Source organism: Candidatus Glassbacteria bacterium (assembly GCA_019456185.1).
Classification (GTDB): Bacteria; Gemmatimonadota; Glassbacteria; order GWA2-58-10; family GWA2-58-10; genus JAJRTS01.
In genome coordinates this window covers 35,490-47,777 of the sequence record VRUH01000020.1, presented here as the reverse complement: position 1 = coordinate 47,777, position 12,288 = coordinate 35,490, and the positions used below count along the sequence as shown (strand labels likewise).

10 protein-coding genes (1 of these 10 cut by a window edge) are annotated in these 12,288 nt (G+C 58.7%); 9 read left to right on the top strand and 1 reads right to left on the bottom strand.

What is annotated here, in order from left to right:
* The 6 genes from FVQ81_09435 to FVQ81_09410 form a co-directional block, all read left to right on the top strand.
* A protein-coding gene (locus tag FVQ81_09435) for a T9SS type A sorting domain-containing protein (GenBank protein ID MBW7996769.1) crosses the window boundary here: on the top strand, window positions 1-279 show its end. 4,245 nt of this gene lie to the left of the window's left edge; 279 of the gene's 4,524 nt are visible here — the last part of the coding sequence; the start codon falls outside the window, past its left edge; its stop codon occupies window positions 277-279.
* A 235-nt stretch (window positions 280-514) separates the two neighbouring features.
* A complete protein-coding gene (locus tag FVQ81_09430; protein MBW7996768.1) occupies window positions 515-1,489 on the top strand; it encodes a hypothetical protein in 975 nt (324 codons plus the stop codon).
* A gap of 33 nt (window positions 1,490-1,522) precedes the next feature.
* Window positions 1,523-5,740, top strand: a complete 4,218-nt coding sequence (locus FVQ81_09425; protein ID MBW7996767.1) for a T9SS type A sorting domain-containing protein — start codon at window positions 1,523-1,525, stop codon at window positions 5,738-5,740.
* Window positions 5,741-5,768: 28 nt separating this feature from the next.
* The gene (locus FVQ81_09420) at window positions 5,769-6,392 is read left to right on the top strand and encodes a hypothetical protein (GenBank protein MBW7996766.1); all 624 of its coding nucleotides are present in this window, start codon (window positions 5,769-5,771) and stop codon (window positions 6,390-6,392) included.
* Window positions 6,393-6,396: 4 nt separating this feature from the next.
* Window positions 6,397-7,308, top strand: a complete 912-nt coding sequence (locus tag FVQ81_09415) for a tetratricopeptide repeat protein (protein ID MBW7996765.1) — start codon at window positions 6,397-6,399, stop codon at window positions 7,306-7,308.
* Between the two features lie 147 nt (window positions 7,309-7,455).
* Complete coding sequence (locus FVQ81_09410; GenBank protein MBW7996764.1) at window positions 7,456-9,051, top strand: radical SAM protein; 1,596 nt, start codon at window positions 7,456-7,458, stop codon at window positions 9,049-9,051.
* Between the two features lie 58 nt (window positions 9,052-9,109).
* Here the strand turns inward: FVQ81_09410 and rpmB are convergent, their stop codons facing one another.
* Window positions 9,110-9,307 carry a 50S ribosomal protein L28 gene (gene rpmB, locus FVQ81_09405; GenBank protein MBW7996763.1) on the bottom strand — a complete coding sequence of 66 codons (198 nt, stop codon included), beginning with the start codon at window positions 9,305-9,307 and terminating at the stop codon, window positions 9,110-9,112.
* Window positions 9,308-9,579: 272 nt separating this feature from the next.
* On the opposite strand from rpmB, the gene FVQ81_09400 reads away from it, so the two are divergent.
* The 3 genes from FVQ81_09400 (at window position 9,580) to FVQ81_09390 (ending at window position 12,064) form a co-directional block, all read left to right on the top strand.
* Window positions 9,580-10,827: a nucleotide sugar dehydrogenase gene (locus FVQ81_09400; GenBank protein ID MBW7996762.1), complete on the top strand. Its 1,248-nt coding sequence runs from the start codon at window positions 9,580-9,582 to the stop codon at window positions 10,825-10,827.
* Between the two features lie 30 nt (window positions 10,828-10,857).
* Window positions 10,858-11,550, top strand: coding sequence for a hypothetical protein (locus FVQ81_09395; protein ID MBW7996761.1), 693 nt, complete (start codon window positions 10,858-10,860; stop codon window positions 11,548-11,550).
* A gap of 82 nt (window positions 11,551-11,632) precedes the next feature.
* Window positions 11,633-12,064: a biopolymer transporter ExbD gene (locus FVQ81_09390; protein MBW7996760.1), complete on the top strand. Its 432-nt coding sequence runs from the start codon at window positions 11,633-11,635 to the stop codon at window positions 12,062-12,064.
* Window positions 12,065-12,288: the final 224 nt, after the last annotated feature.

Below are 12,288 nucleotides of genomic sequence, written 5' to 3'. Positions count from 1 at the left end.
TGCCTGGCGCAGAACTACCCTAACCCGTTCAACCCCTCGACCACGATCAAGTTCAGCGTACCCGAGGGCGTGCAGGCGGTCAAGGCCAGGCTGGTGGTGTTCAACCTCCGCGGCCGGGAAGTGGCCGAGCTGGTTAACAGCTCCCTGGAGCCGGGCGATTATACTGTCCAGTGGAACGGCACAGACCGCACCGGACGGCGAGTTTCGAGCGGAGTCTACTTCTACAGGCTGACTACCCCGCAGTTCAACGCAACGCGCAAGATGGTCATTCTTAAATGATCCTGGCTGGATAATGGGGGATTAGCCTGAAGTCTTGCATTGCGTAAAAAGGGCTTCCCGCCACTCGGTGGGAAGCCCTTTTCTTTATGTGCGGGGAGGGGGAAGATTTTGCCGTCGCCTGGCAACTCTGCTCCAGGGTTTGATTCAAACTGAACGGCTGGCAATACGGGTGTTAGGCTAGGTAAAACATGGTGCGGGATGCACGTCCGCAAAATTATAAATTAAGCAGTCGCAAATGGATCAAACACAGGTATTTTATGGTATATATATTGCATACAACAAACCAGTAAATCATTTACGAAATTCTGAACATAAAAACGGGGTGCGAGTGATGCTGCGAAAGTTCGTTTTCCTCCTTGTGGCGGCACTGATCGCTATGCCTGCGTTCTCGCTTGCCCAGCAGGAACCGGTGCAGATGAACAATATGAGAGTAACCGATCTGAGTGTAGCGACAGCTTTTGTCAGTTGGACGACCGATCAGAAAACCCGGGACAATAAAATCGAAGTCATCGCTCCCGATAGCACCTATTTCGTGAGTGCCGGTTATATTGGAGAATCGTATACGCACCTGGTACAGATTATCGGCTTGCAGATTGATACCGAGTACGGTTTTCGTGTGATTTCGAACGATAATATTTGGGACAGCGACGGCGAAAACTTCAAGTTTACGACGCTCGATGACAGTCAGGCTGATGCACCGAAAACTGTCTGGGGAGAACTCCAAGACAGTTGGGGTAACCCGATTAAGAGATGTCTGGTTCGATACTGGCTGCAAAACGAGTTTGATGGAACTTCGCTTCCAAAGGTAGTATTGAGCGACGATGACGGTGTCTGGATCGGTGATGCCGGGATAATGTACAATGCTTCCGGTACTGGCCTATTTAAAAAATACGGTGCCGACCGGATTATCTTGGAACTGGTTCCCAACTACTGGACCAATGTTGCAGACAGTACCAACCAGCTAGGTTTCGGGCAAACCGATCTGGGAACAATATCGATCCAGGTGATCGACCCCAACGCCTCGGTGCCCGGCGACGTGGACGGTAACGGTGCGCTGAACATTTTCGACGTGCTCGATCTCCTGAAAGTTATCGGTGGCAAAGTCGAGGGCAACGCCGCCTCGGATGTCGACGGCAACGGGAAAGTCGATATTTTCGATCTGCTGGCCCTGCTCAGGAAACTGAGCCCGTCGAGTAATTCAAGCAGTTGAGAAGCCGGTAATCTTCGCCCCCCGGGGAATCGTATGATGCTGGAGTCTTGCATGAATAAAATCAAAGTTCTGCTGCCCGCCCTGCTCTGGCTGTTACTGGCCCTGCCGGGCCAGACAGCGGCTCAGCAGGATGATGAACTGCAGGTTTACGACGTCAGGCTGTCCAACTACGGCGGCAACAACTTCGTGGTGACCTGGCGCACCAACCAGCCGACCAACGATAACGAATTGCTGCTCGGTCTGGAACCCGGGGCGCTGACCCAGGTCAGGAGAGATACCCTTCAGCCTCCGAGCCAGATCCATTTCGTCCAGGTTACTCAGCTGGCTATCGACTCGACCTATTACTACAAGGTGCGCTCCGATGAAGCCGAGGGCGCCGGCAGCATCCTGGGTTACGATTCGGTCCTGACCAGGCTGCCGCCCTTTCCCAGCCTCGGCGGTAACCTCCAGGGTACTGTCGTGGACGCCAAGACCCGCGAGCCGCTGCGCAACGTGATTGTCCGCTCGTTCTACCGCTGGACCCGCGTATTGGAGACCGGTACGCTCATTGACAGCACGATGTTATACGCCGTGCTGACCAACGCCGACGGCAAATTTGTCATGAACATGGGTAACTACCGGCGCTTCGACGGGTCTAACGCTCCTTACTTCGCCGGCCAGACCATGCTGTTTCTCGAGATTCTCAGCCAGGACCAGGGAGAGGTGAGAGACAGCGTTCTGCTGACTTTCCAGGCCAACGATGTGAACGAGTTCCAGGTACTCGGTCCCTACGAGGTCGCGGATCAGCGGAACCAGGCGCGAAACGGTTATATCAGGGCCACGGGTCCGGTGCTCAATAACGGCCGCAGCGCTTCGGTGGTGACCGTGACCGTGCTCGATGCCGACAACGTGCCGATCCCCAACGTCGAAATCGAGCTGAGAGCTACGCCTGATCGCGGTATTTCATACTTCCAGCCGCAGACTCCAACCGACCGCAACGGCCAGGTCTGGGGCCTGGTGTATTCTAATGTCGCCGAAATCAAAACTATCAGCGCGATCAATGTCACCAGTCCGGATACACTGGACCACGTGGCGCTCGACTCGCTTGCCAGCGCTGAATTCATACCGGAGTTGAACGCCGATATCGCCCGCGACACAGTGGCGCCGTTCTTCTATTTCACAACCGAGTATCCCAATACGCAGGACGTTAACGGTCCGTATCAGATTAACGCGAAAGTGGTCGACAACTTCTGGTTCAGCACCGACCTGCTCTACTCCACCCAGGCGGGCAGCTATGAAGATACCGTGCGGATGGTCAACGTTCCGAACACGAACGATGAATATACCGCCGGGATACCGGGCCAGCCGTTCAATACGGCTGTCGGCTATATCATAGTCGCCACCGATACGGCGGGCCACGTGGCCTCCAGGCCGGACAGCGTTCACTCCAGCCAGTTTGTGGCTCCGTATACGTTCGATGTGCTTAGCGACATTAATATCGTCCCTGAGCTGGGCATCACCCTGACCACGGATGCCCTGACCACGACCAACACGATATTGCCCGTAAAAATAGAAAGCTGGATTCACAGTAATGTCAAGATCAACTCGGTAGTGGTGAAATACAGGAATATCAGCAACAGCGACACGTTTTTCGACCTTAAGATGCAGAACTACGGCGCCCACTACTGGACGGAAATTCCTCCGCGCTCGGCCGGCAGCAGGATCGAATATTTTGTCCAGGTTACCGACTCGCTGGGTAACGTGGAAAGAGACAGACGGCGCGCCCCGTATTTAAACGCTTCTTTCAGCTACGATGTGGTCAGCCCGGGCTCGTTGGGCGAGGTCACGTTCGTCGATACGACCGACCAGCTCGGCAGCCTGGCAGCCTTGCCCAGCCGCGCCAGCGTCGTGGCCGATTTCAACGAGGACGGGTACCTGGACGTGGTGGTGGCCAACTACGGTGAAATCAACAACGCGTATATCTATAACAAGGTGATCGGTTTCGCCGACCAGACCGCGTCCGTACTGGGGGTCCAGTCGCGCGACAACACGACGCATGTGGCCGTGGCCGACGTTAACGCCGATGACTACCTGGACCTGATTTTCGCCACGGACAACGGCCAGAACAGGCTGTATATCAACAATACCCGCGGCCGGTTCGAGGACATGACCTTCGAGTTCGCCGATTCCGACGGAAATACGTTCATGCCCGAGGACGACTGGGGCACGAGCTGTATCGTCACCGCTGATTTCGACGGGGACGGGGACATGGACCTCTACGTTGCCAACAGCCGTCAGGGTGGCGAGCAGAACCGGCTGCTCTTTAACGACGGCAGGGGCGTGTTCACCGACGTTTCCGCCACCAGGCTGTCCAATGAACCGGCGCTCCAGAGCATCTGGGCAATCGTGGGGGATGTTAACAACGACAACCGGCCCGACGTGGTGGTTATCAACCGAGCGAGCGAGCATTACTACATGCGCAACGAGGGCAACGGTATCCTTAGGTACCATGCCCTCTCCAGCGGCACTTCGGCCAACGCCCGCGGCGGAGATCTGGCCGACGTGGACAGCGACGGCGATCTGGACCTGGTGGTGGCCCAAAGCGATTTTACGATGAACGAATTATACCTCAACAGCGGCTTCGGTGAATTTACCCGCGACAACACCGGCCGCCTGCCGGCCGAGAGCGACGAGACCTACGGCGTGCGTTTTTTCGACGCTAACGCCGACGGTTTTCTCGACCTCTACTATCTTAACTTCGGTCAGGCTAACCGGCTGCTGGTCAACGACCAACTCGGAAACTTCGAGGATGCCTACGTGGGACTGATGCCCACCTGGAGCAGCAATTCCCGTCACGCCTCCGTCGCCGATTTCAACAACGACAACCGGGTCGATCTGTATATCGCAGAGGAGCAGCGCAAAAACACCATGCTCTTCAGCCGCAGTTTCGATCCCAACGGGGCGGACCTGCCGTCGGGCTTCGACCTGCAGGCCCCGGGCGACGGTGATACGGTCAACACGACCACGGTTTCATTCGTCTGGAACGCGAGCACTTCGCAGGACAGCACCGATACGCTGGTCTATGACTTCCTGCTCTCGCTGGACGACCAGTTCAGCATGAGCAGCCTGGTGGCTTCCCAGGATAACCTGACCGATACCACCCTGACAGTCAGTCCGATTAACGACAACACGCGCTATTTCTGGAAAGTCTTCGTACGCGGCAAGTCGGGTTACCCGGTAAGCAGCAATCAGACCCATGACTTCATGCTGCTGACGACACACCAGGGATCGGGGCCGGAGTTTTTCGTGCTGATCAACCGTAATCCGGTGTTCGCCGGTCACGTTACCGCCTATATCATCTCCAGCGAGCAGTTGTTGACCAACCCGACTGTCGCCTTCAACAACCAGCAGGTGGCGGCTATCCAGGTCGGGACCAATAATATCTACCGCGCTCATTATACCACCCGGTCCTCGTTCCTGCTCACAATTTCGGGACGCAACCTGGCGGGCGCCCTGGGCGAGTACAGCAAAACCTATTCGTCCAGCCTGGCCTCTACCCGGCTCGCGGTGCGCGCTCTTACACCCGACCGCTCGGCGTGGCTCGAACTGCCGGCTTCGGCCGCCGATGATGGCGTCCGCCTGCTGGCCAGCACCAATCAGCCTGTCGGGGATGACCGGTTGAAAGAGGCGGTGAGCGAGCTTGCCGGCAGTCTCGGCGGGGACTTGAGAAGCATGGTCGAGGTGCTCAGCTATACGTTCACCCTGCTCGAGGGCGCGATCGGGACGGGCGCACGGGTGGTGATCGATGGCAAGGGTGTCGAGGACCCGGGGCGGATGGCTGTCTGCCGCCTGGAAGAGCGGGGATGGCAGCCGCTGCCTACGATCTACGATCCGGCAACCGGTACGTTCAGCGCGGCGGTCGACCGTGATGGTACTTACGCACTGCTGGCCTTCGGTCCCGGCAGTTCCCGGTTACCCAGGGCCTCCAGTTTCAGCCTGGCGCAGAACAGCCCAAACCCGTTCAATCCAAGCACCTTTATCTCATTCACGGTGCCCGGTGACGAGCCGGTGGAGGGGTTCTCCCTCAAGGTGTACAACCTGAGGGGCCAGGTGGTCAGCACGCTGGTGAGCGGAACGGTCCAGCCCGGCAGCCATTCGGTGCAATGGTCCGGCAAGACAGACGGCGGGCGTGACGTGCCGAGCGGAGTTTATTTCTACCGCATGAGCGCCCCGGGCGCGGTGATTATGAGAAAAATGGTGCTGTTACGTTAAACCGCTAACGCGCGGGAGAGCTGGCTGTATGAAAAGCCTGTTGACTATGCTGGCCGCAGTGGTGCTGATCACGGGAGCTTGCAGCACACCGTCGGCGCCAGAATACGACCCCCGCCCGGCATACGATAGCGAAATTAACCGGGGGTGGGACAGGTTTTCCGAGGGCAATTTCGGCCTGGCTACTATCGATTTCCGTAATGCGCTCGATCTGGACAGCCGCCGTCTGTGGCCCGAGGCCTATATCGGACTGGCCTGGAGCCTGGCCATGCAGGATTCGGTCGATCGGTCGATCAGCCATTTTAACACCGCCATGAGCAAGACGCCGTCCAGCGGTGCGGACAGCGCGGATGTGTTCGCCGGACTGGGCTTGAGCTACCGCGAGGTCAGCCCGCCGAATTTTACGCTGGTCCGCAGCAATGTCCAGAGCGCGCTTGCTATCGATTCGCTCTACGTGTTCCAGCACAGGAGCTCGATTAACTCGGACGATTTGAACGCCGTGCTGGCCGAGGCGTTTTTCAATATCGGCGAATACGATTCCGCTGCCGTGATCGCGGATCCCGCAGCCATGCTGGATCCGGGTTCCGACAGCTACCTGACAGACTTGCTGAGCAAGATTAATGTCCTGCTCATGCTCAGCATGGAAGGAGGGTGATTAATTGTACGCCAAGCTGACAGCCTGTGCCGTGCTGTGCCTGTCCCTGCTGGTTCCGCAGGGCGCCGGCGCCCAGTTCGACTATGGCGGCCAGACGGTTGAGAACCTTTACCTGGCTGCCGAGCACGTAGCCCGCGGCAAGCAATACATGGCGATGAATCTCTGGACCGAGGCGGAGCAGGAATTCTGGGCGGCCGTTGGGCTGGATTACGGCAACAGCATGGCCCGTCAGGGATTGGGCGATGTTTACCGCGAAATGAAATTATACGATCAGGCCATCGAAAACTATCAGATCGTGCTGCAGAACCAGCCGAACAATGTCGACATCCAATACCAGATCAGCCTGTCCTATTACGACAACCATGCGTATGAAAAGGCGCGAGTGGCCGCCGCGAAAGCGCTTCAGATGAATCCCGAACTGGCGAAAGCGGAGAACCTCGTCAGGCTCAGCGAGGCCGACCTGGAAGAACAGCGGCTTGAAATTCAGCGTCTGGCTGATATTGAAACTGCGGCTATCGAGCGCTTCCGTCAGGAGCAGGAAGTAAAAGAAAGCGCGTTTATCGGCAAGATCGTACCCGGCTGGAAAATGATCCAGACCGGTGAGACCCGCCAGAAGTGGACCGGGTATACAATCCTCGGCGCCACTGCGGGCCTGCTGGTGGGCGGATGGCTGTTGCGCGGTAAGGGGCAGACGTCTTACGATGAAGCCTCGATGGCGATTAGCCGCGAGGTCTTTCAGGACCGGGTAGACCTGGGGCAGACCCGCTACAAGGTCGGCGGCTACATGATCGACGCCGCATTCGGCATTTTCGCCCTCAACCTGGTCGACTCGTTTCTGCTGGGCGGCAGGATTTTCGGCGGAAAAACCAAAGTCAAGCCCAGCCTTCCCGAGCGCGACCGTATTTCGCGCCATTGACCGGCCCCTCAAACCAGCCGGAACACAGCTCGATATCTTCTCAGCAGAAGGCCTTCCCGCGAAGGCCTTTTTCTGTTATCTATAACCCCGGCAGCTGTCTCTAGGGCTGTCTTCCCCTGTGTACTTAATTCAGCGCCGGAATGGTTAATGGCCTGGGCCAGGCAGACTGAAAAACTGCGTGACAAGCTTCTCGCCAGCGAGCAGGGCACATTGGTCAAGACCGGTCACTGCGCCCTGGAAGTGGGTCTGTTGGGACTCTCGCCCTACGAGATAATCACCGGCAGCCTGGGGTTTCAGAACGCCTACCGGAAATTCAACCTTGCCGAAGGCGCCCGCTGCGAGCGGTTGTTCGAGCTGGCCGGCAACTGGATCTCCCTGGAGGGCGGACGGCCCTTGTCCGCGTTCCATGTCCTCGCCTCGTCGATATCCTACGAACAGGAGATGATCTGGCTGGTGAGCGCTCTGAACGCGGCGGGTGTGCCCCTGCGGACAGTGGAGCGCTCTGATGGCGACCCCGTGGTTTTTTGCGGCGGCCCGGTGATAACGGCCAACCCGGAGCCCGTGGCCCCGTTCGTGGATGTCTGCGGGATCGGCGACGCCGAGAGCCTTATTCCGCGGTTCACTGAACTCTGGCACGGCACGCTGGGCTCGGGCGGATCGCGCGACGAGTTCCTGGACGAACTGGCCCGTCTGCCGGGGTTTTACGTCCCCTCGCGCTACGACTGCCGTCCGGGCGATCCTCCCTCTCCTTCGGCAGATGACGTCCCGGCGCAGGTGCCCCGCGTAATATCCCCTTTGAACGGAGAACCGGTTCATAGTACGGTGGTGAGCGGCCTGGCGCATTTCCGTTCGATGTTCATGGTGGAGATCGCCAGGGGATGCCGCTGGCGTTGCAGGTTCTGCATGGTCTGCCGAATCAACGACCCGTACCGCTGCGCGGATGTGGACAGCGTGGTCTCCCTGCTCGAGGATATCCCGTCCTCGGCGCGCAGCGTGGGTCTGGTGGGCGCTAATTTGTGCGACCATCCCGGACTGGGAGAACTGTTGGAAATCATTGCCCGGCGGGGACTTCGCGCGAGCGTGAGCAGTCTCAGGATCGGATCGCTGGACCGTGAGATGCTGGAACTGCTCGTTCGCTGCGGGGTGAGCAGTATCACGCTCGCTCCCGAGACAGCCAGCCCCGGCTTGCTCAAAGCGATCGGCAAGGCTTACGACCCCGGCAGGCTGGTGGAGCTGGTGCGCTGGTCGGCGGAAGCGGGCTTCAGCGGGATGAAGCTGTACTACATGATCGGGCTGCCGGACGAAACCGCAAACGACAGGGAGCTGCTGGCCTCCCAGCTTGGCGAACTCGCTGCCCCGGCAGGCTCCGGTCTCAAGCTGAAAGCCAGTGTCAATCCGTTCGTGCCAAAGCCGCAGACTGCGTGGCAGGACCGCTCGATGGTGCGCCAGGCCGAAGTGAAAAAGATATTCCGGGAACTTAAAAGAAGGGTTGGGGAACTGGCGCCCGGCGTTGAATTGAGCTGGCAGTCGCCGGCCGAGACTGCCGCCCAGGCGGTGTTGTCGCTGGGTGGCAGGGAACTGGCCCCGGCCCTTGAACGCTCCGCGCTCGATAACGTCCGTCTGCTGGACTGCCTGGCCGGAGAGGGGCTGGCTCGGGAGAATTATCTGCATCATAGAGAAAAGCCCGTATCCGCCCACCCGTGGAAGGTGCTTGAATGCGAGCCGTTGCTTGACCGGTCGTGAGTCGCTCTCGCGGGCACGGTCTTCTGACGCAGCCGGGCCCACCGCCGGACCTGCCCGTTCAGGCCACTTTGGCCTTGGCCACCCTGCCGCTCTTGATGCAGCGCGTGCAGACGTACATCCGCTGGTTGGTCCCGTCTACATGGACGCGGATTTTCTGCAGGTTGGGCAGGAAACGGCGTTTGGTCTTGTTATTGGCGTGTGACACGTTGTTGCCGGACACCGGCTTTTTCCCGCACACACCGCATACTTTAGCCATTATTCCTCCATGATGTTTCCAATAAGGAAAAGTCAATATATACAATAGTTCAATCCGGTGCAACAGTTTTGTGCGCCGAGACTTGCATTCGGTGCAACTGCCGAATTTTTAATTGACTTGCCCAGTTTCCGGGTATAAATTTTCAAGCTAATATTATTACCTGTCAGCCGCTGTTTCCACGCGTCATTTCAGACATCAGACCACTGTCGAGGTGGACCTTGGATTTAATACAGAAAGTAGAATCGCGCAAGGCCGAGATTTCGATTATCGGCATGGGGTATGTTGGTTTCCCCCTGGCGATGGAATTCGCCTCCGCCGGGTTCAGCGTCACCGGGATCGACCTGAACCGGAACAAGGTCAACGTTATCAACCACGGCGGCAGCCATATCCCCGATATCGACCCGGCGGATGTCAGTCCGCTGGTCAAGAAGGGGCTGTTGAAAGCGACAACCGAGTTTGACGTGCTCGCCAGCGCGGACCTGATGTCGATCTGCGTGCCGACGCCGCTGAACAAGACCAAGAACCCGGACGTGAGCTTTATCCTGGCCGCCGCCGGGCAAATCCGCAAGCACCTGCGCAAGGGCCAGTTGATCGTACTAGAGAGCACAACCTATCCCGGCAGCACCGAGGAGCTGATCCGGCCGATGCTGGAGGAGACCGGGTTGAAGGTGGGCGAGGATTTTTTCCTCGCTTTCAGCCCCGAGCGGGTCGATCCGGGCAACAAGGTCTATACGATCAAGAACACGCCGAAAGTTATCGGCGCCTGTACGCCGGAGTGCCTCAAATACGCCGAAGCCTATTACAGCGCTATCGTCGAGCAGGTGGTCGGCGTATCGAGCACGGATGCGGCGGAGATGGTCAAGCTGCTGGAGAACACGTTCCGCGCGGTCAATATCGGGCTGGTCAACGAAGTGGCGCTGATGTGCGACGTACTGGGGATCGACGTCTGGGAAGTGATCGAGGCCGCCGCCACCAAGCCGTTCGGCTATATGCCGTTCCGTCCCGGCCCCGGCCTGGGCGGCCACTGCATCCCGATCGATCCGCACTACCTGAGCTGGAAGCTGAAGAGCCTCAACTATTACGCCCGCTTTATCGAACTGGCCGGCGAGATCAATTCAAGCATGCCCGCCTATGTGGCGCGCAAGGTGGCCGATGCGCTGAACGAGGCGGAGCGCAGCGTGAAAGGCAGTAAAATCCTGCTGCTGGGCGTGGCCTACAAGAAGGATATCGATGACATCCGCGAGTCGCCGGCCCTGGATGTGGCCCGTCTGCTGCAGGTCAAGGGCGCCGCTGTGAGCTTCCACGACCCGTTCGTCCAGGAGTTCCATCTAAACGAAGTCGCCCTCAAGAGCCAGGAGCTTACCCCGGAGCTGGTGAGCGAGGCCGACTGCGTGGTGCTTACCACCGACCACAGCGATTTCGACTACCCGATGATCCTGGATAACGCCGGATTAGTGGTCGACACCCGCAATGCGTTCGGCGCGCGCGGGCTGAAAGACACGAAAATCGTCAAACTTTGATGGATTGACCGCCAGACGAGGGAGGACCTATTGGGTCGTGATTTAATCTCCACGCTGATCTATGCCAGCCCGGAAGCCCAGTTTATCCTGATCGTGCTGGGACTGCTCTCGGTGCTGAGCTGGATGGTGATGGGCCGCAGGTTTATCGACCTGTACAGGGCCGAGAAAGAGGTGGACAGTTTCCTGGGCCGTTTCCGCGCCGCGCGCGACCTGGACCAGATCCACGAGGCCGGCAAGGGCATGGTCCACAGCCCCGTGGGCGCGCTGGTTGGCACCGCGGTGCAGGAGGTGCGCCAGTTGCGCCGGATCCTGGCCAAGAACGAGGATAAGCGCGCGAAGCTCGATCCCACGGTGATGATGCGCGACTCGCTGCTGATGGCGATGGAGCGCACGGTGGCCGAGCAGGGCGCCAGCCTGCGCAGCTACCTCGTGTTCCTGGCGATCGTGAGTTCGATCAGCCCGTTCCTGGGCCTGCTGGGCACGGTCTGGGGGATCATGGAGGCGTTCCTGGATATCGCGGCCAAGGGCAGCGCCGATATCACCGTGGTCGCCCCCGGTATCGCCGATGCGCTGATTACCACCGTGGTCGGCCTGGCCGTGGCGATTCCGGCGGTGGTGGGCTACAATGTCCTCTCCAGCAAGGCCCACCGGATCATGGACAAGTGCAATAATTTTTCCCTGGAGCTGGCCGGGATTATCTACAAGAGCAGCCTGAACCTTTAGCCGGTGCAGGTTTAATAAAGTTGAGCGCGTAAGAAATTAATTCGCAGTCGGTTAAACGTATAAGCCGGACATTCAGGAAGCCATGCCCAGATTCGCGAAAGAATACGACGACGACCTGATGGGCGAGATCAATGTCACCAGCCTGGTGGATGTCACTCTCACCCTGCTGATCATCTTCATGATCTCCACCCCCCTGTTCCAGGGCGGAATCGAGGTGGAGCTGCCCAAGACCCAGACCGCTCAGAGTTTTACGTTCACGGGCCTGGTGCTCACGATCAGCAAGGACAAGGGGATTTTTCTCGACGATGAGCCGGTCAGCGAGGAGCAGCTGGCCGACAAGCTGGCCGAGTACTACACCAATCTCAAGTCCAAGTCGGTCTATATCCGCGCCGACGAAGATATCGCCTACCGCAAGGTGATCATGGCGCTGGGCATGATCCGTGCGGCCGGTTTCGAGTCGATCGGGATGGTCGCCGAGCCCAGCGTGACCGGACTGGTGCGGGAACGCCGCTAGGGGCGGCCTCGTGTTTGACCGGGTTACACACCCCGTCCCCCGGCAAAGCGGGTCACCCCTCTTGGCAGAGGGGATTAGTGCAACCGATTAGGAAATTTCCCCTCGGGGCGAACCTCGTGTTCGCCCGCGGGGGGATGTGGTTGGGCTTCCCCCTTTGAAAAAGGGGGACCGAGGGAGATTTCATCCTCGCTGATTAGCCCTGTTGGAGCGGGTTGAATGAATAC

Bases quoted from the DNA above. Each gene is read 5' to 3' on its own strand.
- FVQ81_09425 (MBW7996767.1), top strand. From the start codon at position 1,523: ATGATGCTGGAGTCTTGCATGAATAAAATCAAAGTTCTGCTGCCCGCC.
- FVQ81_09430 (MBW7996768.1), top strand. From the start codon at position 515: ATGGATCAAACACAGGTATTTTATGGTATATATATTGCATACAACAAA.
- rpmB (MBW7996763.1), bottom strand. From the start codon at position 9,307: ATGGCTAAAGTATGCGGTGTGTGCGGGAAAAAGCCGGTGTCCGGCAAC.
- FVQ81_09390 (MBW7996760.1), top strand. From the start codon at position 11,633: ATGCCCAGATTCGCGAAAGAATACGACGACGACCTGATGGGCGAGATC.
- FVQ81_09410 (MBW7996764.1), top strand. From the start codon at position 7,456: ATGGCCTGGGCCAGGCAGACTGAAAAACTGCGTGACAAGCTTCTCGCC.
- FVQ81_09420 (MBW7996766.1), top strand. From the start codon at position 5,769: ATGAAAAGCCTGTTGACTATGCTGGCCGCAGTGGTGCTGATCACGGGA.
- FVQ81_09400 (MBW7996762.1), top strand. From the start codon at position 9,580: ATGGGGTATGTTGGTTTCCCCCTGGCGATGGAATTCGCCTCCGCCGGG.